The sequence below is a fragment of the Bradyrhizobium sp. SZCCHNPS1003 genome, assembly GCF_032381555.1.
Classification (GTDB): Bacteria; Pseudomonadota; Alphaproteobacteria; order Rhizobiales; family Xanthobacteraceae; genus Bradyrhizobium.
In genome coordinates, this window is the sequence record NZ_JAUHIU010000016.1 from 87,237 (window position 1) to 113,771 (window position 26,535).

Here is a 26,535-nt window from a genome sequence, read left to right on the forward strand (position 1 = left end):
TTGCGACACGCGGTCCTAATGCGCGCCCATCGCGACCGGGCGAAACGCCTGCAGCAGCTGCTGGTCGAGCTTCGGGCCCATGTTCTCCATGATCTGAAACGCGCGCGCATGCGTGAAGGCCGGTCGATAGGCGCGGTGCTCGATCAGCGCGGCGTAGATGTCGACGATCGTGGTGAGGCGCACGATGTCGCTGATCTGCTCGTTGTGCAGCGCGTCGGGATAGCCGGAGCCGTCGAGGAACTCGTGGTGATGCAGGATCACGTCGAGCATCTCCGGCGGGAAGCCGCCCTGCCGCCACAGCGCCTCGTAGCCGCGGCGCGGATGCTGGCGCAGCAGCGCGATCTCCTCCGCCGTCAGCTTGCCCTGCTTGTCGAGGACGGCGACCGGAATGAACGCCTTGCCGACGTCGTGCAGCAGCGCCGCGCGGACCAGCCGGCGCTGATCGTCGTCGCGCATGCCCAGATGAATCGAGAAGCCGACCGCGAGGCCGGTCACGAACAGGCAATGCCGATAGGTGTCGTTGTGATGGCAGCCGACCACGGTCATCCACTCGCGCAGCGAGGAGTGCTTGATCGCCTTCAGGATCTTGTTCTCGGCCGCGACGATGTCCTCCATCGTCAACTGGACGCCGGCGGGCAGCTTCTCGAAGATCTTGACCATGACGGCCTGCGCCGCCTCGACGCCGCGATTGAGCAGCTTGCCGCGATCGGTCTCGTCATAGCCGTCGTCGGCGGGAAGCGCCGAGCGGATGCGCTGCAGCACGTCGGCGGGGCTGAACGGACGCGCGATGGTGTCGGTGGCGCCCAGCGCCCATGCCTGCATGGTGGCATGGTGCAGCGCCTCGGCGAGCACGAACAGGCGGGGCACCTCGCTATAGGCGCGCGACGAGAGCTTCTTGCGCACCCGCTGCACGCTCTCCGGCGAGCGCAGGTTGATGTCGACGATGACGCCGGAGAAGCGGTTGCCGGGGTTCTCGGGGATCTCGGTGGTCGGCATCATGTCGACATCTCCGACCGAGCGCAGGATGCGCGCCAGCTCGCTGCTCTGGTCACCGCGATCCGACGCGAGCAGGAGATGGCGCCTGGTCGCGGTCTGGGTCACGGTCTGCTTGGCTGTCGCGCTCATACGTGCTCGCCCCCTGCGGTTTGCTGCCCATGCAAGTTACCGGCATACGGGTTCGTCGCGGCTTAAGCCGATCATTCAAGCTGTATCGTTTCAGGTGAGCGAGACGTTAAGGGAATCGTTCAAATCGTGCGGCGCGGGGATGTGACTGCGGCGCAAAAAGCAACCGCCGGAGACGAGCTCCGGCGGTTCCCAGATACAGCGATGGTCTCACGACGACGCTACGCCTTCATCGCCGCCTTGACCGCTGCGGCGGTGATCGGCAGCGAGCGCAGCCGCGCGCCGCAGGCGTTGTAGATGGCGTTGCCGAGCGCCGGCGCGACCACGGTCACCGCGGGCTCGCCGACGCCGGTCGCCTTCTCCCCATTGGCGATCACGGCGATCGCGACCTCCGGCACCTGGCTCATCCTCAGCGGCGTGTAGCTGTCGAAGTTGGTCTGCTCGATGCCGCCGTCCTTCAAGGTCGCCTTCTCGTACATCGCGAGCGACAAGCCCCACAGCGCCGCGCCCTCGACCTGGGCGCGGATGTTGTCGGGATGGACCTGCGTGCCGACGTCGGTCGCCACCGTGAGCTTCTTCACCGTGACCGCCCCCGAAGGGGCAACCGCGACATGGGCGACGCACGCCGTCCAGCTCGCGGTGGCGCGCTCCTGCGACGACACGCAGGACACGCCCATGCCTTCGCCCGGCGGCAGCTTCTTGGCGCCGTAGCCGGACAGGCCCATCGCCGTCAGCAGCGTGTTGCGCAGCCGCTGCGCGCCGCCGTCGTTCTTGCCCTTGCCGTCGAGCAGCGCGATGCGGAACTGCGCCGGGTCCTGCCCCGAGGCCACCGCGATCTCGTCGATCATGCTCTCGACCGCCCAGAACGTCCAACCCGGCGCCACCGAGCGCAATTGCCCGGACGGCGTCGCATTGTGGGCGAGCTCGTTCTTGATCGCGCGCACATGGTGGTTGGGCACCGTGTAGAAGAAGTCGGCACCGTTGACCGTGAAGGAGTCGAGCGGCCCCTTCTTGTCGACCGAGGGCGACAGGAAGTCGGGGATGCCCCAGCGCGCCGTCGGCCACGCCGAGACGACGTCATGGCTCAGGGCGATGAGCTTGCCATTGCTGTCGAGGCCCGCCTTGACCTTCTGGTAGGTGAGCGGCCGCGAGTAGTCCATCGTCATGTCGTTCTCGCGGGAGTAGATCACCTTGACCGGCTTGCCGACCGCCTTGGCCGCCTGCACCGCCGGTACCATCATGTCGGCATCGAGCCTGCGGCCGAAGCCGCCGCCGAGCCAGGCCTGGTGCATCACGACGTATTTCGGATCGATCCCGGCCGCACCTGCCGCGATCGCGCCGGAGCGGGTCGCGAACTGATTGCCGGTGTAGATGTGCAGGATGTCGCCCTTGAACTCGGCGGTCGCGTTCATCGGCTCCAGCGGCGCATGGATGTTGATGCTGGTGGTGTACTCCGCCTCCAGCACCTTGGCCGCGCCCGACAAAGCCGCCGTGGCATCGCCGTCCTTGACGAAGAACTGCCCGGCGTCGTCCTGCGCCTGCAGCCGCATCGCCTCGGTGATGATGGTGTCGGTGCTGACATTGGCATACGGGCCCTTGTCGTAGCTGATCTTGAGCGCGTCCGCCGCCTTTCTGGCGTTGGCATAGGTATTGGCGACCGCGACCACCCAGCCCGAGGTCGAGCCGGTCTTGTCGTCGAGCGTCACTGCCTTGATGAAGCCCGGCACCTTCTTGGCCTCGGAGTCGTCGACCGCCGTGACCGTCGCGCCGAAGCGCACCGGCGGCGTGACGACCTTGCCGTAGACCATGCCCGGCAGCATCGTATCGATGCCATATTTCGCCGTGCCGTTGGTCTTGGAGGGGATGTCGAGCTGTGGCACCGAGACGCCGATCATCGTGTACTGATCGGGAGTCTTGAGCGTCAGCGCCTTCAACTCGTCGGCTGAGAAGCTCTTGGTGATCTTGCCGCTCTTGACGATCTCGGCATAGGTCATCTGCTTCTTCGATTTCGGATGCATGACAACGCTGTCGCGCACGACGAGCTCCTTTGCCGGCACGCCCATCGCGGTCGCGGCCGCCTCGGTGAGCGCGATGCGGCCGGCGGCGCCGGCGCGGCTCATGGCGTCGAAGTTCATCATCGTGCTCCAGCTGCCGCCGGTGATCTGGGCGCCGAGCACGGGATCGTTGTACTTCGGATCGTTGGAGGCGAGTTGGACCCGCATGTCCTTCCAGGCGGCGCCGAGCTCCTCGCAGACGATCTGCGCCATGGTAGACGCAATGTGCTGGCCCATGTCGGCCTTGCCGCAGGTCACGGTCACGATGCCATCCGGCGCGATCGCGTACCACACGCTGGGCTCGAAGTTCGCAGGTGCCGCGGCTGCGAGTGCGCTGTCGGCGAGGCCGGCATAGCCGAGCACGAGGCCGGAGGCGGCGGTACCGACCAGGAAGGAGCGGCGGCTGAGATCGGGGGTCATCGACGGCGCTGCTTTCACATGCTGGTTCATGTCGCCCTCCGGTCGCTCGTGTTGGACGCGGTGCGCATCTCGGACGCGGCGCGCTGGATCGCCTTCTGGATCCGCGAATAGGTCATGCAGCGGCAGAGATTGCCGTCCATATGCGCGACGATCTCCTCCTTGGTCGGACTCGTGGTCTTGGCGAGCAGCGAGGCCGCCTGCATGATCTGGCCGGACTGGCAGTAGCCGCATTGCGGCACCTGCTCGGCGATCCACGCCTTCTGCAACGGATGATCGCCCTTCTGCGACAGCCCCTCGATGGTGGTGATCTTCTTGTTCGCGACGTCGCCGACCATAGTCTGGCACGAGCGCACGGCCTCGCCGTTGACATGAACGGTGCAGGCTCCGCACAGCCCGGCGCCGCAGCCGAACTTGGTGCCGGTCATCTGCAACTGCTCGCGGATGACCCATAGCAGCGGCGTGTCATGCGCCGCGTCGACGGACATGGTCCGCCCGTTGATGGTGAGATTGGGCATTTGGTTTCTTCCCCGCCCGGCGTGCGACTTCGCTTAGGGCGAAGTTCGGTTTTATCGATTCGCTGGGACCCACCGGATAGATGCCAGCCATCATAAGAATGATCGCGTTGCCACGACGACGCAACGGGATTTGACCGCCGGCTTGCGAATTGAATTGGCATTTTACGTTGTGCAGCGCGAACGATGCTGGGCTGATGGCGCCGGGCACGCTAGGAAGAGGTGCAGCCAACGCGACAGCGAAAGGAGATTTCAGCCCATGAGACCATCCGCACGTATGACGCTGTGCCTGGCTGCGGCCATGCTGCCGAGCCTGTCGGCCGTTCCCCCTGCCGCGGCAGGGCAGACGCTGAGCGTCGCCGACGCGCCTTTCACAGCGACGTCATCCAACGTCACGCCGCTTGCCTTCGGCATGGATGTCGGTGAGACATCGCGCGTGCTGGAGCAGCCGTTGATCTATCTGAACGGCACGCCCGGCAACGAGACCTTTCTGGCACTGCGTAATCTCGGCGGCAGCGGACTGGTCTCGCACCATCACCGCCTCTACCTGAAGTTCCGCAGGGGACGGCTGACCGGCTGGAAAGAGGACTACGGCACCAGCTGGATGTGGCGCTGACACGCGCCTGACGACCGCAAAGAGGACAGAACGTGGGACAAGACGTCAAGCTGACGGCATCTGATGGCTTCCAGCTCGGCGCCTACCGCGCCGATCCGACCGGAACTGCAAAGCGCGCGCTGGTCGTCATCCAGGAGATCTTCGGTGTCAACCATCACATCCGCAACGTCTGCGACCGCCTCGCCGCCGAGGGTTACGTTGCGATCGCGCCGGCGATCTTCGACCGCGTCGAGCCCGGCTTCACCTCAGGCTATTCGCCCGACGAGATCGCGGTCGCGCGCAAGTTCGTCGCCAATCCGGATTGGGCGGCCTTTTTGCGCGACACCCAGGCCGCAATCGACGTCGTGAAGAATGTCGGGCCGGTCGGCATCATCGGCTTCTGCCTCGGCGGCAGCATCGCCTATGCGGCTGCGACCAAGCTGTCGGGTCTCCGCGCCGCCGTCGGCTATTATGGCGGCGCTGTCGCGCGGTTCGCCGACGACAAGCCGACGGTGCCGACTCAGCTGCATTTCGGCGAGAAGGACGCGGGCATTCCCTTAAGCGACGTCGAGACCATCAAGGCCAAGCGGCCGGACGTCGAGATCTTCATCTACCCCGGCGCCCAGCACGGCTTCGGCTGCGACGAGCGCGCCAGCTACGACCAGCCGAGCGCTGACCTCGCCTGGACGCGCAGCCTGGCGTTCTTTGCCCAGCATCTGCGCTGATCACCGCACCATCGTCATTGCGAGGAGCGAAGCGACGAAGCAATCCAGAGCGTCGCGTGCGACTCTGGATTGCTTCGCCTCGCTCGCAACGATGAAAGAAGAGGGGGGCGCATCGTTCTGCGCCACGCGTCATCGCGAGCGTGCAGCGATTCCTATGGAGGTCAGAACCAGCGCTCGCCGACCTGGATGGTGTCGCCCGGCTTGAGCGAGGTCCCGAGCGGCACCTCGTAGCGCGCGGCGCCGGAGGCATCGGTGTGGGTCAGGGTGACGACGTCGCGCCGCGCCCGCGGCGAGAAGCCGCCGGCAATCGCGATCGCGCTCTCGACCGTCATGTTGGGAACGTAAGGATACTGGCCGGGCGCCTGCACCTCGCCGAGGATGAAGAACGGGCGATAGGCCTCGATCTCGACCGCCACCGAGGGCTCGCGGATGTAGCCGTTGCGCAGCTTGGCGGTGATCTCGGCGGCGAGGCCGGCGGTGGTGCGGCCGCGCGCCGGCACGCTGCCGATCAGCGGCATCGTGATCGATCCGGACGCATCAATCGCATAGGTGTTGGTCAGACCCTCCTGGCCGTAGACGACCACGCGCAGCTTGTCGCCGGCATCGAGATGATAGGCGGGGTCGCGGCGCGCCGGCGCATAGCCGGCGGGAACGACATTGGCGTCTGCGCGGGTGGCGGCAGCGAACGAGTTGCGCAACGTAGGGATCGCTCCACCCTGCCCGGTGGCGGCAACCGGGCCGGTGGAAGGCGTTCCATAGGCCATCGCGTCGAGATCGCTCTGCGGCTGGACGGCAGCGACGGGGGAGATCGTCTGCATGCAGCCCGACAACAGGATCGCGGACAGGACGGTAATGACCGGAACAAACAACGCGCGCACTCGAACAATCCTTGAATGAGGATGTGCGCTAGTCATGCGCGGTTAAGGTTAACAAACCGTTGGCGCCTGTAGTCCCCCGTCGCAAACGGGCCGCGGTGAAAGCGGCCCGGAAAAAATCCCCCTCCCACGGCGTGGGAGAGGGATCCGATGTTCACCGTGATCCGGCGCGCTCAGCCTGACCTATGCGCTCACGCCGACACCGATCGGGCACGCGACGCCAGTGCCGCCGAGGCCGCAATATCCGGCCGGATTCTTGGCCAGGTACTGCTGGTGATAATCCTCGGCGAAATAGAACGGCCCCGCCGGGACGATCTCGGTCGTAATCGCTCCGAGCCCCTTGGCGCGCAGCGCCGACTCGTAGGCCGCCTTCGACGCCTCGGCCGCCTCGCGCTGCGCATCGCTGAACGTGTAGATCGCTGAGCGATATTGCGTGCCGACGTCGTTGCCCTGACGCATGCCCTGGGTCGGGTCGTGGCTCTCCCAGAACGTCTTCAAGAGGCGCTCGTAGGACATGATCTTGGGATCGAACACCACCAGCACGACCTCCGTATGCGCCGTCTGCCCCGAGCACACCTCCTCGTAGGTCGGGTTCGGCGTATGGCCTCCGGCATAGCCGACGGCGGTGACGTGGATGCCGTCACCGAGCTGCCAGAACTTGCGCTCCGCGCCCCAGAAGCAGCCGAGCCCGAACACGGCCTGCTCGAGGCCGTCCGGATAGGGCGGCAACAGGCGGCGACCGTTGACGAAATGCGTCGCGGCGGTCGGGATCGGCAGGGCGCGGCCGGGCAGCGCCTCGGCGGCAGACGGCATGGCAGGGGCTTTGCGCATGAAGAACATGGGATGTCTCCGCTCATGGCCAGCGCCCGCGGGACGGCCCACGGCGCGATGACCTCTTGTCAGGGGAATATATAGGGCTCTACGGGACGAGCAGTAGCGCCGTTACGCCGCGCCAGCGGTTCCCGCGTCGCGCTCCGAGCGGAATCCAGTACTGCTGCCGGCGCGGCGAGACGAACCGCCGCGCTCAGTCGCGTCCATAGCCGATCAGCGGCTTGCGCGGCCGGAACAGCAGCATCAGCAGGATTCCGAGCAGGCCAAGCACCGCAAACACCGGCTGGTCCAAAAACACCTTGACGATCCACTCCCACAAGAACGGGGCCTTGGCCTCGATCCAGGCCTTGAAGGCGGCTTGGCTCGCCTGGTGGACGTCGTTCCAGAGCTGGCCGAACCGGGTGAACTGCAGGGTCTGGTCGGCCACCCAGCGCGCGCCGTCATAGACCAGGAAGATGAAGCTTCCGGCCAGCAGCAACAGCCCCACCAGACGGAAAAAACCGCGGATCATGCCTCACCTGCCCTCTCTCGCACGCCCTCTCGGGCAGCAAGGCCATAGCGGGGGCCCCGCAGAAATTCAACCTCGTCAGGGGCTTAGAACCGGGTTTTGGCCGATTCCAGCCGCGGCGGGGCGCTCCGAGACCGTTGACGCTCGCCAGGGCTGCCCCTATAAGGTCGCCAATGGCGGTGGGCGCAATCCCGCCGCCGCTGTTCTTTGAGCAGCGCCGATCCGCCGAGCAACTGCTCCGGTCATGGCATTCTCAGAGAGGCGTCCGAACAACCCACCGCGTCGATGGGGCCGCGTCAAGCGGGCCGCGCGCGTACCCGCAAGAGCGGCGACTGCTCGCCGCCGAAGGATATTTGAGAGCATGGCCAACACGACTTCCGCGAAGAAAGCGACGCGCAAGATTGCCCGCCGCACCATCATCAACAAGTCGCGCCGCACCCAGATGCGCGGCGCGGTTCGCTCCGTCGAGGACGCGATCAAGAAGGGCGACCGCGAGGCTGCGCTGAAGGCGATGGCCAACGCCGAGCCGCAGCTGATGCGCGCCGCGCAGCGCAACATCATTCACAAGAACAACGCGAGCCGCAAAGTGTCGCGGCTCACGCATCAGATCGCCAAGCTCGCGAAGTGACGCGATCGCGCGGCTGACGAACTATCAAGATGCAAACAGCCCGGCTCGCGCCGGGCTTTTCTTTTGTGCCGTCTTCAATTGCGCGTTCCGCTGTCGCGCATTCCTCCATCGCTCGCCGCGCCTTCTCCATTTGATGGTCACATCTTGATGGTGATATCGCATCGCGAATACGATCTTCGCGCGTGGTGGAACCCGCGCGATGTCGTGCGCGCCTGACACAAACTACGTGAAGTTCCGTATTTTTACGCAGTGACAATATTGTCTCATCTGAAACAGCTGCGAATCTGCGCGCCGCGCTTGCGCATCGCTGTCAAGAGCGCGCGATGCGCCGCTCACTTTGCGCACCGCGCATCGCGGGAGTTACCCGCTTCGAGCAATCGCGAAAAACATCGTTTCGAAAATGACTTAAGTGCATAGCGCGACCAAGTGATTGGAAAAGCGGGTGAGGCCGGTCGAAACATAAAAAAATTATGAAGAAATTTTGGGCAGACGATGTTGTTTGTCACATCCGAGATTCCTCGCGATGATTCAAAACGTTGCTTTCTTAACGCGCAACACCGCGTCGCAACCGCCGCGAAGACTCGTAACGCGTGCTCCGATCTTATGGATTGCGAGTCCCGACGCATCGTGTATTTCTTTAATCACTCGCGGCGCCCACGATCTTGAGACCAGCGCGGTTTTAGAAACGGGGCGGACGTGCAAATCGGCGGCGGTGTGCGCGTTGGCGACGCTTTCCAAAGCGATGGCCGGATCTGTACCCATAGCAATATGGGGAACGACTGAACTTTGTCGAAATTTCTCGGGCGCAGCATCATCGTTGCGCCGCTTTGAACAAGAGAGATACGACATCGGTCGACCCGGCTGAAGCTCGTGGCGGCTTCGCTCACCGAGTGGACAAGTTGGACGGGATGTACGGCGGTGCGGCTGAATCTTGGGGTTCAGGCGCGGCGGCATTGGGATGACAACTTGCCGTGAGCAATCACGGCAGGGCGGGGAGGTTGCATGTTTTACGGACACATTGCGGGCACACACCATAGGCTGGTTCCGGATAACGCACCCTTGGCGGTCAACACCGAAGTGATCGACATCTCCAGCCCGGCCATTGCCAGCACGGCAATCGGCCCTCCCGCGTCCATCGCGCATCTGAGTATGCGCTGACCTCGCGGAGAAGCTTCTTCCACCAGCATTGATGGCCCGACGGCGTCCGCGCCGAACGGCGAGCCGTGTCTGGAGTTGAGCCTCCGCTCGAGGTCTCGCTGCGGCACACGTGTCCTTTCACGGGACGTCTGCCCGGCGATCACACGACACCACCACTCAATTCGAAAAGTTGCGACTGCCATGACAAATTCGGAACAGGATCGCTGGTCTCGCGTGAAGGGGCGGCTGCGCTCGACCGTCGGCGAGGACGTCTATACGAGCTGGTTTGCCCGCATGGACCTTGAGGCCGTTCAGAACGAAAGCGTCCATCTGTCGGTGCCGACGCGTTTCCTGAAGAGCTGGATCCAGGCGCATTATGCCGAGCGCGTGCTGTCGTGCTGGCAGGCCGAGATGCCGGAGGTGCATCGCATCGATCTGTCCGTTCGCACCGCAATGCGCTGCGCGACGCCGGTCAAGGAAGCCCCCGTCGCCGTCGAAGCCCGCCGGGCCGAGCGCAACGACAACAGGCCGGCGACGAGCGCCGACACGCGAACTGCGTCGGCTGCGGCTTCGCTCGCCACGAGCCATGACGCGCTCGGCGGCTCGCCGCTCGATCCGCGGCTGACCTTCGCGAGCTTCGTCGTCGGCCGCGCCAACACGCTGGCCCATGCCGCAGCGCGCCAGGTCGCGGACGGCCGCCGCGGCGACCCCGTGATGTTCAACCCACTCTACATTCATGCCGGCGTCGGGCTGGGCAAGACGCATCTGCTGCAGGCCGTCACCTGGGCCGGCAATGCCGGCGGCGAGCGCAAGGTGCTGTACCTCACCGCCGAGAAATTCATGTACGGCTTCGTCGCGGCGCTGAAATCGCAGACCGCGCTGGCCTTCAAGGAAGCGCTGCGCGGCATCGACGTGCTCGTGATCGACGACCTGCAGTTCCTGCAGGGAAAATCGACCCAGGCCGAGTTCTGCCACACGCTGAACGCGCTGATCGACGCGGGGCGTCAGGTGGTGATCGCCGCCGACCGGCCGCCGTCCGACCTCGAAAGCCTCGATGATCGCGTCCGCTCGCGGCTTGCCGGCGGCCTCGTCGTGGAGATGGGCTCGCTCGGCGAGGATCTGCGCCTCGGCATTCTCAAATCGCGCGTCGCCGCGGCCCGCGCGCATCATGCGAGCTTCGACGTGCCGGAGCCGGTGCTCGACTATCTCGCCCGCTCCATCACCCATAACGGCCGCGATCTCGAAGGCGCGATCAACCGCCTGCTGGCGCATTCCAAGCTCAACAACCAGCCGGTCACGCTCGACATGGCCGAGCGCGAGGTGCGCGACCTGGTGCGGCCGCAGGAACCGAAGCGCATCAAGATCGAGGACATCCAGCGCGTCGTGGCGCGGCAATACAACGTCAGCCGCTCCGACCTGTTGTCGTCGCGCCGCACCGCCAACGTGGTGCGTCCGCGCCAGGTCGCGATGTACCTCGCCAAGACGCTGACCCTGCGCTCGCTGCCCGAGATCGGCCGCCGCTTCGGTGGACGCGATCACACCACCGTGCTGCATGCGGTGCGCAAGATCGAAGCGCTGGTCGGCAAGGACATCGCGCTGAACGACGAGGTCGAGTCGCTCAAGCGCCAGTTGCAGGACTAGACGGCACGCACGGCCAGGGGAGCGGACAGAAGGTTCGCCCCCAGCCGGGCCGTTGTCCCGGCCCCTTCGACGCTGTCCTCGGACGTCATGCTCGGACGTCGTTCTCGGACCCGGCCTGCGGATCGCGGAAGCACCTGCCGAAACGTGGGAAATCGGCCCGCCATCCCTTGCGCTCGGGCCTCATCCGCGCCACTTTACGCCTCCCCCTCACGCTCCTGGACGCTGGCCAAGCGCCGTTCGGGCGCGAGGTGCCATCGGCCGCGGCGCTGCTCAGCCCGCCGGCATTCCAGGACAAGCTCAGTTGGAACGGGCGGGTATAGTGCAATGAAGGTGACCGTCGAACGCGCACAGCTCCTGAAGTCGCTGGGCCACGTCCATCGTGTGGTCGAGCGGCGCAACACCATCCCGATCCTGGGTAACGTGCTGGTCCGCGCCGAGAATGCCCGGCTGTCGCTGCGCGCGACCGATCTCGATCTCGAAGTGACGGAAACCCTGGCCGCCGAGACTGCCACCGCGGGCTCAACCACCGTTCCGGCGCACATGTTCTACGACATCGTCCGCAAGCTGCCGGACGGCTCGCAGATCGTGCTGGAGAGCGACGGCGAGCGCGCAGTGCTCGCGATCCGCGCCGGCCGCTCCAAGTTCACCTTGCAGACCCTGCCGGAGAGCGACTTCCCGGATCTCGCCGCGGGCGACATGACGCATGCGTTCGGGGTTCCCGCCAAGGACGTCAAGAGCCTGATCGACCGCACGCAGTTCGCGATCTCCACCGAGGAGACGCGCTATTACCTGAACGGCATCTATCTGCACGCCGGCGGCACCGCCAAGCAGCCGACCCTGCGCGCGGTTGCAACCGACGGCCACCGCCTCGCCCAGGTCGACCTGCCCCAGCCTGCCGGCGCCGCCGAGATGCCGGGCGTGATCGTGCCGCGCAAGACCGTCGGCGAAGTGCAGCGGCTGATCGAGGACAATGACAGCGAGATCAGGATCGAGCTGTCGCAAGGCAAGATCCGCTTCACGCTGGGACAGGTGGTGCTGACCTCGAAGCTGATCGACGGCACCTTCCCGGACTATGGCCGGGTCATTCCGCAGAACAACGACAAGGAGCTGGTCGTCGACAAGGCCGATTTCGCCGCCGCCGTCGACCGCGTCTCCACCATTTCCTCCGAGCGCGGCCGCGCCGTGAAGCTCGCCCTCTCCCCCGGCAAGCTGGTGCTCTCCGTCACCAACCCGGATTCCGGCAGCGCGACCGAAGAGCTCGAGGTCGAGTACGCCTCGGACGCGCTCGATATCGGCTTCAACTCGCGCTATCTGCTCGACATCGCCGCGCAGATCGAGGGCGAGGTCGCCGTGCTCCGGCTCGCCGATCCGGGCTCGCCGACCCTGATCCAGGACCGCGACAACCGCAACGCGCTGTATGTGCTGATGCCGATGCGGGTGTGAGGCGAGACTGCTGCGAGATCGAGTTTAACCCGTCATGGCCGGGCTTGACCCGGCCATCCATCCTTACAAATGGCCTACTGGGTTTACACTCTCGCGAGCAAGCCGGGCGGCACGCTGTATGTCGGCGTGACCAATGATCTCGTCCGGCGCGTCTATGAGCACCGCGAAGGTCTCGCCGAGAGCTTTACGCGCCGCTATGGCATCAAGCGCCTCGTCTATTTCGAGGCGCATGAAACAATCGCGGCGGCGCTGCAGCGTGAGAAGAATATCAAGCACTGGTCGCGAGAATGGAAGATCGACCTGATCGTCGCGAGCAATCCTGACTGGCGCGATCCATATGATGAAATAGTCCGCTGACGCGGACGATGGATTGCCGGGTCAAGCCCGGCAATGACGAATCAAGGTCCCAGCTCCTCCCGATGACCCCCTCCCGCATCAACCGCCTCGCGCTGACGCATTTTCGCAGCTATCGCGCTGCCAGCGTCAGCGTGCAGGCGGACATGGTCGCGCTGGTCGGGGCCAACGGCGCCGGCAAGACCAATTGCCTGGAGGCGATCTCGTTCTTCGCGCCGGGCCGCGGCCTGCGCCGCGCCACCCTGGAGGACGTCGCCGACAACCAGGGCGACGGGTCGTGGGCGGTCTCGGCGGAGGTCGAGGGCGCGCTGGGGCTGACGACCTTCGGCACCGGCATCGAGCCGCCGCGCAGCGATGCGAACACCACGCGCCGCTGCCGCATCGACCGCGAGCCGGTCGGCTCGGCGGCCGCCTTCGGCGACCACATCCGCATGGTGTGGCTGACGCCTTCGATGGACGGCCTGTTCATGGGCGCGGCATCGGAGCGACGGCGCTTCTTCGACCGCCTGGTGCTGGCGATCGACAGCGCGCATTCGAGCCGGGTGTCGGCGCTGGAGCGCTCGTTGCGCTCGCGCAACCGGCTGCTCGAGGTGCGCAATTTCGACGACCATTGGTGTGACGCCATCGAGCGCGAGACTGCGGAGCTCGCGGTCGCCGTCGCTGCCAGCCGCGGCCAGACCGCGGTGAAGCTCGCTGCGATGCTGCGTCAGCGCGGTGCTGCCTCCGCGTTCCCGTCCGCCGAGATTGCGCTCGACGGCTGGATGGAGAATGCGCTGCTGACCGAACCCGCGCTCGCGGTGGAGGACCGCTATCGCGCTGTCCTGCGCGACAATCGCGCGCGCGATGCCGCCGCCGGCCGCACGCTCGACGGCCCGCATCTGACCGATCTCCATGTCGTCTATGCGCCGAAGAACATGCCGGCGCGCGACGCGTCGACCGGCGAGCAGAAGGCGCTGCTGATCGGCCTCATCCTTGCGCATGCGACGCTGGTGGCCGAGACCACCGGCATCGTGCCGATGCTGCTGCTCGACGAGATCGTCGCCCATCTCGATCCCGGCCGCCGCACCGCTTTGTTCGCCGAGCTGGGCACGCTCGGTGCCCAGGTATGGCTGACCGGCGCCGATCCCGCGGCGTTTGCCGAACTACGCGAGCTCGGCGAGATCTTCGACGTCGAGGCGGGGCGGATCAGCGCGCGGCGGTAACTCGCTCCGCCGCTGAACCTGTCAGTTCGCCGGTTCAAGGAGCTGTCGTTGGACGGCAGGCACCTGCCGGCGCCCAAGCGCTCGGCGACGAGCCCCACATCCCTGCCGAGAGCCAGAGCGACGCCCGTGCTCGGCAAGGTCGGCGACTGAAGATCGCCCGGCGGCCCGCCGTGATCGACACGCTGGAGCTCGCCGCCGGAGATGCCTGGGGCCTGATGGTTGGCCCTGGTGGCACCGCCCTGCCGCTACCGCTCTACTGAGGAGGCGCCTGCCGCGTCACGCGTGACTCGTGCCTTGAATCGCACGCGAAAGCGCCCCGCTGCACGCCTCAAAACCAGCCGCGAGAAGGGCCTGAATCCGGCTTTCGGAGGGGACGAAAACGACCCTCGCCAGGCCTTGAAAAACCGTTAAAAAGCGCTATCTCTTCAATGTCTTACGAAGTACCACTTTGCGCTAGGCGCGTGGCTTCTTTCGTGAGAGAAAGAGCGCTCTCGGCATGCGATCTGCGATGCCGATTCGACCACCCCTTCCGAAGGCCCCACATGACCGAACCCGCCCGGCAAACCATCGCCGACAACGAGCCTGCAACCGCGAACGAGTACGGCGCAGAATCGATCCGGGTGTTGAAGGGCCTGGATGCCGTGCGCAAGCGCCCGGGCATGTATATCGGCGATACCGACGACGGCTCCGGCCTGCATCACATGGTCTACGAGGTCGTCGACAACGCGATCGACGAGGCGCTGGCTGGTCACGCCACTGCGGTCGAGGTGGTGCTCAATCCGGACAATTCTGTCACCGTGCGCGACGACGGCCGCGGCATTCCGGTCGACATCCACAAGGGCGAAGGCGTGTCCGCCGCCGAGGTCATCATGACCCAGCTGCATGCCGGCGGAAAGTTCGACCAGAACTCCTACAAGGTGTCCGGCGGTCTGCACGGCGTCGGCGTCTCCGTGGTCAACGCGCTGTCGAGCAAGCTGCAGCTGCGGGTCTGGCGCGACAACAAGGAGCATCTCATCGAGTTCGCCCATGGCGACGCGATTGCGCCGCTGAAGGTGGTCGGCGAGGCCAAGGGCAAGCGCGGCACCGAGGTGACGTTCCTCGCCTCGACGGAGACGTTCAAGAACGTCGAATACGACTACGCCACGCTCGAGCATCGCCTGCGCGAGCTCGCCTTCCTCAATTCCGGCGTCAACATCGTGCTCTCCGACATGCGCCACGCGGTCGAGAAGCGCGAAGAGATGCGCTACGACGGCGGCGTGGAGGAGTTCGTCAAATATCTCGACCGCAACAAGAAAGCGATCGTCCCGGCACCGATCATGGTGCGCTCGGAGGTCAACGGCATCACCGTGGAAGCGGCGCTGTGGTGGAACGACAGCTATCATGAGAACGTGCTGTGCTTCACCAACAACATTCCGCAGCGTGACGGCGGCACGCATCTCGCCGGTTTTCGCGGCGCGCTGACGCGCCAGGTCAACGGCTACGCCGAGGCCAATGCGAAGAAGGAAAAGATCGCGCTGACCGGCGACGACTGTCGCGAGGGTCTCACCGCCGTTCTTTCCGTGAAGGTGCCGGATCCGAAATTCTCGTCGCAGACCAAGGACAAGCTGGTGTCCTCGGAGGTGCGGCCCGTGGTCGAGAACGTGTTGAACGAGGCGCTCGCCGCCTGGTTCGAGGAGCATCCGGGCGAGGCCAAGACGATCGTCGGCAAGGTGATCCAGGCCGCGGCGGCACGCGAAGCCGCGCGCAAGGCGCGCGAGCTGACCCGCAAGAGCCCGCTCAGCGTCTCCTCGCTGCCCGGCAAGCTCGCCGACTGCCAGGAGAAGGATCCGGCCAAGTCCGAGCTCTTCATCGTCGAGGGTGACTCGGCCGGCGGCAGCGCCAAGCAGGGCCGCAACCGCGAGTTCCAGGCGGTGCTGCCGCTGCGCGGCAAGATCCTCAATGTCGAGCGCGTGCGCCCCGACAAGATGCTGTCGAGCGAGCAGATCGGCACCCTGATCACCGCGCTCGGCACCGGCATCAGCGACGAGTTCTCGATCGACAAGCTGCGCTATCACAAGATCATCGTGATGACGGACGCCGACGTCGACGGCGCCCACATCCGCACGCTGCTGCTGACCTTCTTCTACCGCCAGATGCGCGAGATCATCGATCGCGGCCACCTCTACATCGCCCAGCCGCCGCTCTACAAAGTGACGCGCGGTAAGTCCGAGCAGTACCTGAAGGACGAGCGCGCGCTGGAAGACTATTTGATCGGTACCGGCCTTGACGATTGCGTGTTCAAGACGGCGGAAGGCGAGGAGCGCAAGGGCCGCGACCTCCTGGCGCTGGTCGAGGAAGCGCGTCTCGTCCGCAACATCCTGCGCAACCTGCACACGCGCTACGACCGCAAGGTCGTCGAGCAGGCCGCGATCGCCGGCGTCCTGCGCCCCGACATCACCCGCGATATCCCGACGGCGGACGCCGCGGCCGCCTACATCGCAAAACGGCTCGACGTGCTGGCCGACGAGGTCGAGCGCGGCTGGATCGGCCACTTCGTCGAGGGCCAGGGCTTCACCTTCGAGCGCACCGTGCGGGGCGTCAAGGACGTCGCAGTCATCGACGACGCATTGCTCGCGTCCGTCGATGCCCGCAAGCTGGACGAATATGCGGCCCGCCTGCAGGAGGCCTATGCGAAGCCCGGCGCCTTGCGCCGTGGCGACGTCCAGACCGTGATCCATGGCCCGGTCGATTTGTTCGAGGCGGTCACCGATGCCGGCCGCAAGGGCATCAACATGCAGCGTTACAAAGGCCTCGGCGAGATGAACCCGCAACAGCTCTGGGAGACCACGCTCGACACCGACGCGCGCACCCTGCTGCAGGTGAAGGTCAAGGAGGTCGACGAGGCCGACGACATCTTCACCAAGCTGATGGGCGACGTGGTCGAGCCGCGCCGCGAGTTCATCCAGGACAACTCGCTTTCGGCGAACGTGGACGTGTAGTCGCGACGTCCAGCCCGAGGATACCGCGCACTGGCGCGATAGACGACCAGGCGTACCCTGAGTCTGCGGAGCAGTGGCCTGCCCGTCCCTTCCGTGTTAATTCCGTTGAAGATCGATGTTCCGCTTTCGCCGGTCCCCGGGCGAATCACCATCTCAGAACGGACTTTTCGCGCATGGCGCCCATTCAATACATCGTCGAGGGGGGTCACCGGCTCAAGGGCGCGATCGAGCCGTCCGGCAACAAGAACGCCGCCCTGCCGATCATCGCCGCCGCGCTGCTGACCGAGCATCCGGTCACGCTCGACAACGTGCCTCGCATCCGCGACACCGAGACGCTGGTCGAGCTGGTGCGCTCGGTCGGCGCCTCCGCCGAATGGCGCGGCCGGAACAGGCTCACGATCCATGCCAAGGAGATCCGCGCCGCGGACCTCGATCCGGACCTCTGCGCGCGCATCCGCGCGTCGATCCTGCTGGCAGGGCCCCTGCTCGCCCGCTGCGGCGAAGTGGCGCTGCCGCCGCCAGGCGGCGACGTCATCGGCCGCCGCCGCCTCGACACGCATTTCCTCGCCTTCGAGCAGCTCGGCGCCACCGTCACCGCGACCGACAAGATCGAGCTGCGCGCCTCCGGCCTCAAGGGCGCCGACGTCTTCCTCGACGAGCCCAGTGTCACCGCGACCGAGAACGCGCTGGTGGCCGCGGTGGCCGCCCACGGCACGACTTACTTGCGCAACGCCGCCTCCGAGCCGCACGTTCAGGACCTTGCGCATTTCCTGGTCGCGCTCGGGGCCAACATCGAGGGCATCGGCACCAACACGATGGTGATCCATGGCGCCAGCACGCTGGGCCAGGCGAGCTACTCGATCCAGCCCGATCACATCGAGGTCGGCTCGCTGATCGGCCTTGCCGCCGTGACGCGCTCTCCCTTACGCATCGTGCGCGCCGGCACCGAGCATCTACGCTCGATCCGCATGGGCTTCGAGCGGCTCGGCATCGTCTGCGAGGTTGCCGGCGACGACCTCATCGTGCCCTCGGAGCAGACGCTGCGGATCAAGGACGATTTCGGCGGCCACGTGCCGAAGCTGGAGGACCAGCCCTGGCCGGCCTTTCCCGCCGACCTGATGTCGATCGCACTCGTCACCGCCACGCAATGCGAGGGCGTGATCCTGATGTTCGAGAAGATGTTCGAGTCGCGGATGTTCTTCGTCGACAAGCTGATCTCGATGGGCGCGCGCATCGTGCTGTGCGACCCGCACCGCGCCATCGTCGCCGGCCCGAGCCGCCTGCGCGGCGCCCGCGTCGTCTCCCCCGACATCCGCGCCGGCATGGCCATGCTGCTGGCCGCGCTGTGCGCCGAGGGGACCTCGTATATCGACAATGCCGACCAGATCGAGCGCGGCTACGAGCGCATCGACGAGCGGCTGAACGCGCTCGGCGCCAAGATCACGCGCGTGCCGGAACGCGGGCGGTAGCGCCATTCACGCAGCATTTCTCCGACGTCGTTGCGAGTGAGGCGCGAAGCGAAGCAATGACGAATGACCGGCCGTAGCGCTATGCCATTCGCGCGCTGGCTTCGCGAACATGAGCGTGCGATGATGCTCCGCATCGCGCACAGCGCGGGCACAACCGTGACATGTGAGGCTCACTGCACATGGCCATCAGCGAGATCACTCCCAACATCGACCGTACCAGATGGCTCGCGGGCGCGGAGTTCGCCGATGCCTTTCGCATCACGATTGACGAGCCGGACATCGATGCCCGCACGGCGGCCGAGCGCATGCTCGGCCACGCCCCCTGGTGGATGGCGGCGCTCCTGAAGCTTCGCAACCTGCTGGTCAGGCCCTTCGGTCTGAAGACCTCGGGCGCGGACCCAGACAACCCACGTCCTCTGATCGGGATGTTTCCGGTCGTCGACGAAACGCCGCAACGAATCGTGCTCGGCTTCGACGACAAGCATCTGGATTTTCGTGTCGTGGTCGACGTCAGGTCCGAGGTCAGTCCCATTGGCAAGGCCTCGCAGGTGACCGCGACCACGTTGGTGCACACGCACAACACGCTCGGCCGCTTCTATCTCGCCGCCATCATGCCGTTTCACCGGCTGGTGGTGAAGACAATGCTCCGGCAGGTCGCAGCGCCCGCCTGACCCCGCGGCCTCCTGGCGCAAATCGATCCCGAGAGCCAAGACCTGCTCGGCCACCAGCAGCACATGTAGCACGGGTGCGATCTGGTTCAGCGAGGCCTGCACATACTCCAACTCGCCGCCCGTGACTCTCGCGAAGCGCGTGCCAGCATAGCGCGATCATCTTCGCCAGAACAGCCCGCAGAAGTTCATCAATCTGTCTTTACCGAGACTCATCATGGACGATATCCATCAGCTCACCCCAAAGGGAAAGGCCGACCTCGATCGTGCGCGGGCAGCCGTGCAGGCCGGCTACCCGGCCGTCGCGCCAATCCTTCCCGAGCTGACGGCGTGGCTAAAGGACTACAATTGGCCGGTGGCGCACATTCTCGCCCCCTTCCTCGCTTCGATCGGCGCGCCGATGGCACCGCACATCTGGCATGTCTTGAATTCCGACGATGCCGTTTGGAAGTATTGGATACTCCAGCTGCTCATCCCGTTCCTTCCCGAGGACGTTGCTCTCCAGTTTCTCCCTGAGCTCAGGCGGCTTTGCAGCACGCCGAGCGAGGACGAAAGACGGGAAGGACTGGATCAGCAGGCGCGCGATGCTCTTGCGCAATTCGGCTTGCTTTGAAAAATGAAGGCAAGGCGCATTGTGCGTCAGGGGGCGATCAGATGGGCCTGATACGCAGGCTGTTCAGCGAACTGATCATGAGGCGGGTTGAAATTGACGACGCGTTCTTTGGACATCTCGTCTCGATGGGATCCTACTGGGAAGCAAAGCGGCAGTTCTCACCAACGCAGACCGAGATCGAGATCTTCATTGATGCGCCTGGCGAGCGGCTGGCGCCCGACCAACAACAGCGCGAGTTCTTCGCCTGGGTTGAACGCGACTACACCGACATCATCCACAACATCGATCATGTCGCGCGCGCGACTTACGAGCATTGGTTCGGCAAACCGCTCGAAGCTTCGTTCGACACGGAATTCGTACTCAACAGCTTTTCGGTTCCGCTGCTGAACGCAGGACCTGCTGATTGGGATATGTCGTTCGCTTCGCGAACCGACCAGGAGCACATCTTGATCGTGGAGCTCCGCGGCTCCAAAGCGCTCCGCGCCCACATGGACGGCTGACGTGTGCGCTACACTCGGCTCGTCAGCTGAGAGCGGGCCGCGTGCAAACATTGATTTCGATAGCCACCTCAGACACATGGTCCGATCGAGATCATCTGGCCTAAACTTTCCGCTTGCTTTACTTCCGAAAATCGGAAATACTACACCCATCCCGTCCTCATGAGAGGGGCGCTTCGCGATCGTCACGGACGTTGAGGGTGGGATGCGATGGATGCGGCGGCTCACAGCGCGCACTTGAGGTTTCCTCGAGGCTGGCGCGTGGACGAAGGAGCGGCCGTGTACGGCGAAATCGTATGGTCCTGGCCTCCCGATGCTGAGGTCAAGCCGGCGGGCGATCCGCAAGGTGACGGGGGCAAACAAGCTCGGTCCCCGGGGAGAGTACGTATAAGCCGTTCCAACCATGGCGCAGGGAAGGCCGGATGTGCGGCCCACCTGTGGTGACTGCCGCCTGCTACTTCTTTTGCAGGCGGGCCATGGGTGTGGTCAAGCACCCGGCCTTCCCTGCCCCTCTTCCTGTTCGAGGGGAGCAAATCGAGCATCACCCGGGCATGCCGTGCCGCGGGAACGTGTGTGGCCGTCCGATCCGATCTGGTTCGGCACGAGAGCAGTCCGCGATGGCCGACGTCGCGAACCCAAGCTCTAACGATGATGTTGCCGCGTCGCTCGCATCTCGCACCGCCCATGACGACGACGGCGTGATGTGCACGATACTGCGGGGACTGCTATAGCCTCGATCATGACCTCCACAGCCGGAACCGACCACGCGCCGCCGCCGGCGGCGCCGACACCTTCTCTCGCGCTCGAACTCTGGGAGACGGTCCGCCTCGCCGCGCCGATGGCGCTGACGCAGCTGTCGCAGATCGCGATGATGTCGACTGATCTCGCCTTCATCGGCCGTCTCGGCGGCGATGCCGTTGCAGCGGCCGCGTTAGCGGGCACCGTCTACTTCGTCGGCTCGACCTTCGGCATGGGTCTGATGTCCGCGGTGGCGCCGCTCGCCGCGCAGGCGTTCGGCGCGGCCGATGCCGGGCTGGTCCGGCGGGCGCTGCGCGTCGGGCTGTGGGCCGGGCTGTTCATCGCGTTGCCGATCATGCTGATCGCGCTGAACGGCGAAGTCATCCTGCTCGCACTCGGACAGGCGCCGGTCGTGGCGCATCTCGCGCAGGACTATCTCGCCGGTCTCGCCTGGGGCATTGCGCCGATGCTGTGGTTCCTGGCGCTGCGCAGCTTCATGGGCGCCGTCAACCGCCCTGAGCCCGTGCTTTGGATCACCTTGGCCGCGATCCCGCTCAACGCGCTGCTGGTCTATCCGCTGCTCTACGGCCACTGGGGTTTTCCGCAGCTCGGCCTGACCGGCGTCGGCCTCGCCACCTCGACCGTCAACCTGGGAACGTTTCTTGCCGGTCTGTGGTTCGCCGCGTTGCGCCCGCCGTTCCGCGACTATCATGTCCTGGCCCGGCTCGGGCGCATCGACTGGCGGCTGATGCGGCAGCTCCTGATCATCGGCGCGCCGATCTCGCTGTCGTTCCTGCTCGAATATGGCTTGTTCTCGGCGGCGGCGATCCTGATGGGACTGATCAGCACGGCCGCTCTCGCCGCGCATCAGATTGCACTGCAGATCACGGCGATCCTGTTCATGGTGCCGTTCGGCATCAGCATGGCCGCGACGGTGCGCGTCGGTCATGCGGCCGGCCGCAACGATGCGCACGGTGTGCGCCGCGCCGGCCTGATGGCGATGCTGCTCGGCCTCGTCCTTGCCATGCTGTTCACGCTCGGCATCATTCTCGCGCGGTTCGAGATCGTGCAGCTGTTTCTTGGCGCCGGCCTCGCCGATGCCGCGGCGACTGCGGCACTCGCCGCCACGCTGCTCCTGGTCGGCACGACCTTCTTCATCACCGATGCGCTGCAAACCATCGCGGTCGGCGCGCTGCGCGGCATCAAGGACACGCGCGTGCCGCTGCTGCTCGCCGTGCTCGGCTATTGGCTGATCGGCTTTCCCGCATCCTACGTGCTTGGCCTGCACACCAAGCTCGGCGCGATCGGAATCTGGATCGGGCTGTCGATCGGCACCGCCATCTATGCGGCCCTGCTGGTGCTGCGCTTCCTGCGGTTGTCGCGATGAGGAGATCAGGCCCCCGCTGTATCCGGCGTCTCGTCGCGCTCCGGTCGATGCGGCTTCCCGGTCGACGCGCCCGCCCATTCGGCAACGACGCGCTCGAGGTCGATCAGGTTCTGACGCATCTGCTCCAGCGAGAAGCCGAGCGCGAAGAAGCGCTCGGCGGCGTCACCCGGCAGGCCCCGCGTGAGACCGTCGCTGCGGACGGCGGCGACCTCTTCCGCATAGGCCTTCACCGCGACGTGGATCGGCCAGATCGCCGGCGGACCGGAGCCGTTGCGGATTGCCGCGGCACAGCCGCGCAGATAGCTCGCGATGGCATCGCTGACGCGCGCCACCGGTCCCGACAAGCGCGCCTGCAGCTCGGATGGCAGCGGCACCACGCTGGCACGGCCGATCATCACGACGTCGTGGCGCAGGCGCAGGATGGTCCGCAGCAGCGGACCCGTATCGGCGCCGGAGGACAGCCACGCCGAGCGCTCCCGCTCGGCCTCGGCGCCGGTCGCGTTCAACTCGGTCAGGGCGGTGCCGATGCCGTCCTGAATCTGATGCAGCGCGTCGTTGTCGCGGCCGCGCGACAGGCCGGCCAGCAGCTCGGTGAAGGCAGCTGCAATCAGTTCGAGCAGACGCCCCGCCGCGGCACGCATCTGCACATGCGCGCGCGACGGCAACACGATGAACGATACGGCGAGGCCGGTCAGCGCGCCGACCGCGACCTCGAACACGCGGTCGATCGCCGAGCCGAGCGGATCGAGATGGCCCATCGTCGGCACCAGCAGCACGATGACCGCCGTCACGGTGGCGGCGTTGAGGCTGGGATTGATCGCGGCGACGAAAGCGAGCGGCGTCACCGCCAGGATCAGCATGCCGAGCAGTTGCAGCTCGCCCGAATGCGGGATGAAGACCGTGATGGCGCCGCCATAGATGGCACCGCCGATGGTACCGAACATGTAGTCGCGCGTTGCCTTCAGCGAGCGCCCCACGCTGCCTTGCGTCACGATCAACGACGTCAGCACCGCCCACAGCGGCAGCTTCAATTGAAAAGCCGTGGCGATGGCGAAGGCAAGCGTCGCCGCCACCGTGCCGCGAACCGCCAGCGACATCGGCGCCTTGCGGGCGCGCAACCGGCCGAACAGCCGCTTCAAGGACATCATCAGTCGCTCACCTCGAACAGCACCAGCGCGATCCCGGCATGGCAGCTCCCCACCCGGCCGAACCGGCTTGAAAGGCGGAATCGGCTTGCCTACGGTCATTGCAACGATGCGAGGAAACACGATGGCCCAGGAAACCGCAACGCTCGCCGCCTATGTCGCGGAGCTGAAATATGACGATATCCCGCCCGAGGTGCTCGACCGCGCCAAGGTGCTGACGCTCGACTTCCTCGGCAGCGCCATCCGGGCCCGGCGCGAGGCGGAATCGACGCCGTCCATCGTCAAGATGCTGGCGGCGCTGAAGCTCGATGCGGCGGGCGAGGCGACCGTATTCGGCGACAACAGAACCTGGACGCCGGCGGTGGCGGCGCTGCTCAACGGAACGATGGGCCATTCGCTCGATTTCGACGACACCCACGCCGATTCCTCGCTGCATCCGAGCGCGCCGGTGGTGCCGGCCGCGTTCGCCGTCGGCGAGATGGTCGGCGCGTCCGGCTGCGAGGTGCTGACCGCCATCGTCGCCGGCTACGAGGTGTGCTGCCGGCTCGGCAACGCGCTCGATCCGACCTCGCATTATGCCCGCGGCTTCCACCCGACGGCGACCGCCGGCACCTATGGCGCGGCCGCCGCTGCCGGCAAGCTGTTCGGCCTGTCGGAGCAGCAGTTGATCTACGCCTTCGGCGTGTCCGGCAGCCAGGCCGCGGGCTCGCTGCAGTTTCTCGTCAACGGCGCCTGGAACAAGCGCTATCAGGTCGGCGCGTCGGCGATGAACGGCGTGATCGCGGCGACGCTCGCCAAGAACGACTTCGTCGGCGCGATCGAATCCGTCGAGGGCAAGCACGGCCTCCTCGTCGGCTACACCGACACGCCGCATCACGACAAGGCGGTCGCCGGGCTCGGCTCCACCTATGAGACGATGAAGATCGGCGTGAAGCCGTATCCGAGCTGCCGCTATACCCATGCCGCGATCGACGCCATCATCGCCTTGCGCCGCGAGCACAATCTGACGCCGGACCAGGTCAAACGCGTCGAGATCGGCCTGCATCGCAACGGCATCACCCTGACGGGCGATGCCGCCACCAAGCGCCATCCGACCTCGATCGTCGGCGGCCAGTTCTCGATGTTCTTCACCGGCGCGCTGGCGCTCGACCAGGGCCGCTTCGGCTGGGACGACTACGTCAGGCTGGGTGACACCGCGATCAATGCGCTCGCCGACAAGTTCGATGTCGTGCAGGACGACAGGCTGGAGGTCGGCCGCAGCCATCCGTTCGGCGCGCGCGTCACCATCACCACGGAAGACGGCGTGCACGAGCGGCTGCACGACGATCCCTCGGGCGAGCCGACCTCGTTCCCCTCGGCGCAGGCGATGAGCGACAAGTTTCTGACGCTCGCCCGGCCGGTGCTGAGCAACCGCGCGCAGAGCTTCGCCGATGCGATCCTGTCGCTGGAGCGGTTCGAACGTGTCGCGCAGGCCACCGCGCTGGGGAGAGCGTAGCGCATGCGTCATTCCCCATGGGTCGCCGCGATCACGTCGCTCACGAGCTGCGCCACGCCGTCGGCCTCCGGCGGCCAGTTCACGGTGCGCCCGAAACGCGCAATGACGAGACGCTCGGAGGGGATGACGATGACATATTGGCCAAGCGTGCCCTTGGCGAAGACCGCGTCGCGCGGCCAGCCGTGGGAGATGCGGTAGTTGGCACCAAAGCTGTCGCCGCGATTGGTCCAGAAGCCGGCGCCGAGGCCGACGAACGCGCCGGGTGTCGGCGCGCTGACATACGCGACCCAGCCGGCGGGCAGGATGCGGCGGCCAGCCACGACGCCGTCGTCGAGATACAGCTGGCCGAGTCGCGCCCAGTCGCGCGCCGAGGCCAGCATCTGGCTCGATCCCTCCGGTGTGCCGGCGGCATCGAATTCGAGGGTGACGCTGGTCATGCCGAGCGGATCGAACAGCTCGCGATGCGCAAAACGCAGCACGTCCGCGGCGCTGCCGCCGGCGGCACCGCGGATGAGATGGGAAAGGATGATGGTGTTGCCATCGTGATAGTTCCAGGCCGCGCCCGGCGGGGTTTCGAGCGGCATCGACTCGGCGAAGGCGGCGCGATCCGCTTCGACGAACTTCATGCGGTTGACCGGCTCGAGCGCCGACAACAGTGAGGCCTGCAGCGAGCTGCCGAGCGCGAGGCCTGCGGTGTGGCGCAAAAGGTGATCGACGGTGATGGCGTGGCGCGGATCTTTGTCGTCGCGCCACGCCGCGATGGGCGCGGGCGCATGCAGCGCGAGCTTGCCCTGGCGGACGAGAATGCCGATCAAGGTCGCGGTCATCGACTTGGTCGCGGAGAAGCCGAGCAGCGGCGTGTCGACCGCAAAGCCCGGCGCGTAGCGTTCGGCGATGACCTTGCCGTCCTTCATCACCACGACGGCATGGGTGCGCCGGAACGGCGGCACCTCCGGCTCGGCAAAGGCGCGATCGAGCGCCGCAGTCAGCGCCGGTGTCACCGGCGCCACGCCGTGCGGCAGAGCGGTGCCGGGCAGCAAGGCCGGCTGGGACGGCCGGATGGCCGGCCAGTCCGGACTCTCGCCATGATCCATATGGCAGCCGAGCCCGTCGCGAAACACCGCATGGCTGCGACCGAGCCCGAGCAGCGTCACGGTGACGTCCTTGGCGGCGCGATCGACGCGGACATCCATCGCCCAGCTCAGCAGGCCGGCGCCGGGCATCGCGGCCCGCGTCTCGGAGAGCGTGCGGTCCGGGTCGAGACCGGAGACGAAGGTCTCCGAGCACAGCACGCTGGCGATGAAGCCTGTCGCCACCTGGGGCACGTCGCGCGCCCGGGCGCTGCCGACAGCCAGGGCGGCTAGCGCGGTGGTGGCAACGAGAGCGATCAGCAGGCGGCGAGTCATGAGGAGCTCCGGCAGTTGGATCTGCCGGACCGGACTGCGGCTGCGGCCCAGGCGCTCGCCGATTTCGGAAATCATCCCAGCCGAGAATCGCC

23 protein-coding genes are annotated in these 26,535 nt (G+C 66.1%); 14 read left to right on the plus strand and 9 right to left on the minus strand.

The features are described 5' to 3' along the window. Positions 1-15: 15 nt before the first annotated feature. The 3 genes from QX126_RS25020 to QX126_RS25030 all read right to left on the minus strand — a co-directional run bounded on the left by QX126_RS25020 (position 16) and on the right by QX126_RS25030 (position 4,111). Positions 16-1,125, minus strand: coding sequence for an HD-GYP domain-containing protein (locus tag QX126_RS25020; RefSeq protein ID WP_315735500.1), 1,110 nt, complete (start codon positions 1,123-1,125; stop codon positions 16-18). A 218-nt stretch (positions 1,126-1,343) separates the two neighbouring features. Beyond that, the gene (locus QX126_RS25025; RefSeq protein ID WP_315784351.1) at positions 1,344-3,626 is read right to left on the minus strand and encodes a xanthine dehydrogenase family protein molybdopterin-binding subunit; all 2,283 of its coding nucleotides are present in this window, start codon (positions 3,624-3,626) and stop codon (positions 1,344-1,346) included. Further along, a complete protein-coding gene (locus tag QX126_RS25030; protein WP_315735504.1) occupies positions 3,623-4,111 on the minus strand; it encodes a (2Fe-2S)-binding protein in 489 nt (162 codons plus the stop codon). The genes QX126_RS25025 and QX126_RS25030 overlap by 4 nt, the downstream gene beginning before the upstream one ends. Positions 4,112-4,367: 256 nt before the next feature. Here QX126_RS25030 and QX126_RS25035 point away from each other — a divergent pair, with 256 nt between their 5' ends. Together QX126_RS25035 and QX126_RS25040 are read left to right on the plus strand one after the other, a co-directional pair. Further along, complete coding sequence (locus QX126_RS25035) at positions 4,368-4,724, plus strand: hypothetical protein (RefSeq protein WP_315784352.1); 357 nt, start codon at positions 4,368-4,370, stop codon at positions 4,722-4,724. Positions 4,725-4,756: 32 nt separating this feature from the next. Continuing rightward, positions 4,757-5,428 carry a dienelactone hydrolase family protein gene (locus tag QX126_RS25040; protein WP_315784354.1) on the plus strand — a complete coding sequence of 224 codons (672 nt, stop codon included), beginning with the start codon at positions 4,757-4,759 and terminating at the stop codon, positions 5,426-5,428. Between the two features lie 161 nt (positions 5,429-5,589). On the opposite strand, the gene QX126_RS25045 is transcribed toward QX126_RS25040, so the two are convergent. From QX126_RS25045 to QX126_RS25055, 3 genes are all read right to left on the minus strand, one after another. Next, positions 5,590-6,306 carry a polysaccharide biosynthesis/export family protein gene (locus QX126_RS25045; RefSeq protein WP_315784356.1) on the minus strand — a complete coding sequence of 239 codons (717 nt, stop codon included), beginning with the start codon at positions 6,304-6,306 and terminating at the stop codon, positions 5,590-5,592. Between the two features lie 180 nt (positions 6,307-6,486). Then, positions 6,487-7,143 (minus strand): peptide-methionine (S)-S-oxide reductase MsrA, encoded by a 657-nt coding sequence (gene msrA, locus QX126_RS25050; RefSeq protein WP_315735512.1) that lies wholly within the window; start codon positions 7,141-7,143, stop codon positions 6,487-6,489. A 184-nt stretch (positions 7,144-7,327) separates the two neighbouring features. Next, the gene (locus QX126_RS25055; RefSeq protein WP_315715027.1) at positions 7,328-7,645 is read right to left on the minus strand and encodes a hypothetical protein; all 318 of its coding nucleotides are present in this window, start codon (positions 7,643-7,645) and stop codon (positions 7,328-7,330) included. Between the two features lie 358 nt (positions 7,646-8,003). Here QX126_RS25055 and rpsT point away from each other — a divergent pair, with 358 nt between their 5' ends. Beyond that, positions 8,004-8,270, plus strand: a complete 267-nt coding sequence (gene rpsT / locus QX126_RS25060; RefSeq protein ID WP_012047584.1) for a 30S ribosomal protein S20 — start codon at positions 8,004-8,006, stop codon at positions 8,268-8,270. Positions 8,271-8,798: 528 nt separating this feature from the next. Here rpsT and QX126_RS25065 read toward each other — a convergent pair. Continuing rightward, positions 8,799-9,119 carry a hypothetical protein gene (locus QX126_RS25065; RefSeq protein WP_315758097.1) on the minus strand — a complete coding sequence of 107 codons (321 nt, stop codon included), beginning with the start codon at positions 9,117-9,119 and terminating at the stop codon, positions 8,799-8,801. A 489-nt stretch (positions 9,120-9,608) separates the two neighbouring features. Here QX126_RS25065 and dnaA point away from each other — a divergent pair, with 489 nt between their 5' ends. The 10 genes from dnaA (at position 9,609) to QX126_RS25115 (ending at position 22,397) form a co-directional block, all read left to right on the plus strand. After that, positions 9,609-11,048 carry a chromosomal replication initiator protein DnaA gene (gene dnaA / locus QX126_RS25070; RefSeq protein WP_315735520.1) on the plus strand — a complete coding sequence of 480 codons (1,440 nt, stop codon included), beginning with the start codon at positions 9,609-9,611 and terminating at the stop codon, positions 11,046-11,048. 324 nt (positions 11,049-11,372) lie between these two features. Then, a complete protein-coding gene (dnaN, locus tag QX126_RS25075; protein WP_315735522.1) occupies positions 11,373-12,491 on the plus strand; it encodes a DNA polymerase III subunit beta in 1,119 nt (372 codons plus the stop codon). A 69-nt stretch (positions 12,492-12,560) separates the two neighbouring features. Further along, positions 12,561-12,848, plus strand: a complete 288-nt coding sequence (locus tag QX126_RS25080) for a GIY-YIG nuclease family protein (RefSeq protein WP_315784358.1) — start codon at positions 12,561-12,563, stop codon at positions 12,846-12,848. A 62-nt stretch (positions 12,849-12,910) separates the two neighbouring features. Then, on the plus strand, positions 12,911-14,047 hold the full coding sequence (gene recF, locus QX126_RS25085) for a DNA replication/repair protein RecF (protein ID WP_315784361.1): 1,137 nt from the start codon (positions 12,911-12,913) through the stop codon (positions 14,045-14,047). A gap of 542 nt (positions 14,048-14,589) precedes the next feature. Next, entirely contained in the window at positions 14,590-17,025 is a 2,436-nt protein-coding gene (gyrB, locus tag QX126_RS25090; RefSeq protein ID WP_315735528.1) for a DNA topoisomerase (ATP-hydrolyzing) subunit B, read from the plus strand. Between the two features lie 173 nt (positions 17,026-17,198). Then, positions 17,199-18,494 (plus strand): UDP-N-acetylglucosamine 1-carboxyvinyltransferase, encoded by a 1,296-nt coding sequence (gene murA / locus QX126_RS25095; RefSeq protein ID WP_315715017.1) that lies wholly within the window; start codon positions 17,199-17,201, stop codon positions 18,492-18,494. 179 nt (positions 18,495-18,673) lie between these two features. Next, complete coding sequence (locus QX126_RS25100; protein ID WP_315784363.1) at positions 18,674-19,165, plus strand: DUF2867 domain-containing protein; 492 nt, start codon at positions 18,674-18,676, stop codon at positions 19,163-19,165. A gap of 214 nt (positions 19,166-19,379) precedes the next feature. Beyond that, a complete protein-coding gene (locus QX126_RS25105) occupies positions 19,380-19,775 on the plus strand; it encodes a DUF5071 domain-containing protein (RefSeq protein ID WP_315784365.1) in 396 nt (131 codons plus the stop codon). 41 nt (positions 19,776-19,816) lie between these two features. Beyond that, positions 19,817-20,275: a hypothetical protein gene (locus QX126_RS25110; protein ID WP_315784367.1), complete on the plus strand. Its 459-nt coding sequence runs from the start codon at positions 19,817-19,819 to the stop codon at positions 20,273-20,275. A gap of 736 nt (positions 20,276-21,011) precedes the next feature. Continuing rightward, a complete protein-coding gene (locus QX126_RS25115) occupies positions 21,012-22,397 on the plus strand; it encodes an MATE family efflux transporter (RefSeq protein WP_315735532.1) in 1,386 nt (461 codons plus the stop codon). Positions 22,398-22,402: 5 nt separating this feature from the next. On the opposite strand, the gene QX126_RS25120 is transcribed toward QX126_RS25115, so the two are convergent. Beyond that, a complete protein-coding gene (locus QX126_RS25120; RefSeq protein WP_315784369.1) occupies positions 22,403-23,545 on the minus strand; it encodes an FUSC family protein in 1,143 nt (380 codons plus the stop codon). Positions 23,546-23,666: 121 nt separating this feature from the next. Between QX126_RS25120 and QX126_RS25125 the strand changes: the two genes are divergently transcribed. Next, on the plus strand, positions 23,667-25,037 hold the full coding sequence (locus QX126_RS25125; protein ID WP_315784370.1) for an MmgE/PrpD family protein: 1,371 nt from the start codon (positions 23,667-23,669) through the stop codon (positions 25,035-25,037). An 8-nt stretch (positions 25,038-25,045) separates the two neighbouring features. Here QX126_RS25125 and QX126_RS25130 read toward each other — a convergent pair whose 3' ends face one another. Beyond that, positions 25,046-26,443 carry a serine hydrolase gene (locus QX126_RS25130; RefSeq protein WP_315784372.1) on the minus strand — a complete coding sequence of 466 codons (1,398 nt, stop codon included), beginning with the start codon at positions 26,441-26,443 and terminating at the stop codon, positions 25,046-25,048. Positions 26,444-26,535: the final 92 nt, after the last annotated feature.

Coding starts and splice junctions, on each gene's coding strand:
- QX126_RS25020 (WP_315735500.1), bottom strand. CDS start 1,125: ATGAGCGCGACAGCCAAGCAGACCGTGACCCAGACCGCGACCAGGCGC.
- QX126_RS25025 (WP_315784351.1), bottom strand. CDS start 3,626: ATGAACCAGCATGTGAAAGCAGCGCCGTCGATGACCCCCGATCTCAGC.
- QX126_RS25030 (WP_315735504.1), bottom strand. CDS start 4,111: ATGCCCAATCTCACCATCAACGGGCGGACCATGTCCGTCGACGCGGCG.
- QX126_RS25035 (WP_315784352.1), top strand. CDS start 4,368: ATGAGACCATCCGCACGTATGACGCTGTGCCTGGCTGCGGCCATGCTG.
- msrA (WP_315735512.1), bottom strand. CDS start 7,143: ATGTTCTTCATGCGCAAAGCCCCTGCCATGCCGTCTGCCGCCGAGGCG.
- QX126_RS25055 (WP_315715027.1), bottom strand. CDS start 7,645: ATGATCCGCGGTTTTTTCCGTCTGGTGGGGCTGTTGCTGCTGGCCGGA.
- rpsT (WP_012047584.1), top strand. CDS start 8,004: ATGGCCAACACGACTTCCGCGAAGAAAGCGACGCGCAAGATTGCCCGC.
- QX126_RS25065 (WP_315758097.1), bottom strand. CDS start 9,119: ATGTCGTATCTCTCTTGTTCAAAGCGGCGCAACGATGATGCTGCGCCC.
- dnaA (WP_315735520.1), top strand. CDS start 9,609: ATGACAAATTCGGAACAGGATCGCTGGTCTCGCGTGAAGGGGCGGCTG.
- dnaN (WP_315735522.1), top strand. CDS start 11,373: ATGAAGGTGACCGTCGAACGCGCACAGCTCCTGAAGTCGCTGGGCCAC.
- QX126_RS25080 (WP_315784358.1), top strand. CDS start 12,561: ATGGCCTACTGGGTTTACACTCTCGCGAGCAAGCCGGGCGGCACGCTG.
- recF (WP_315784361.1), top strand. CDS start 12,911: ATGACCCCCTCCCGCATCAACCGCCTCGCGCTGACGCATTTTCGCAGC.
- gyrB (WP_315735528.1), top strand. CDS start 14,590: ATGACCGAACCCGCCCGGCAAACCATCGCCGACAACGAGCCTGCAACC.
- murA (WP_315715017.1), top strand. CDS start 17,199: ATGGCGCCCATTCAATACATCGTCGAGGGGGGTCACCGGCTCAAGGGC.
- QX126_RS25100 (WP_315784363.1), top strand. CDS start 18,674: ATGGCCATCAGCGAGATCACTCCCAACATCGACCGTACCAGATGGCTC.
- QX126_RS25105 (WP_315784365.1), top strand. CDS start 19,380: ATGGACGATATCCATCAGCTCACCCCAAAGGGAAAGGCCGACCTCGAT.
- QX126_RS25110 (WP_315784367.1), top strand. CDS start 19,817: ATGGGCCTGATACGCAGGCTGTTCAGCGAACTGATCATGAGGCGGGTT.
- QX126_RS25115 (WP_315735532.1), top strand. CDS start 21,012: ATGACCTCCACAGCCGGAACCGACCACGCGCCGCCGCCGGCGGCGCCG.
- QX126_RS25120 (WP_315784369.1), bottom strand. CDS start 23,545: ATGATGTCCTTGAAGCGGCTGTTCGGCCGGTTGCGCGCCCGCAAGGCG.
- QX126_RS25125 (WP_315784370.1), top strand. CDS start 23,667: ATGGCCCAGGAAACCGCAACGCTCGCCGCCTATGTCGCGGAGCTGAAA.
- QX126_RS25130 (WP_315784372.1), bottom strand. CDS start 26,443: ATGACTCGCCGCCTGCTGATCGCTCTCGTTGCCACCACCGCGCTAGCC.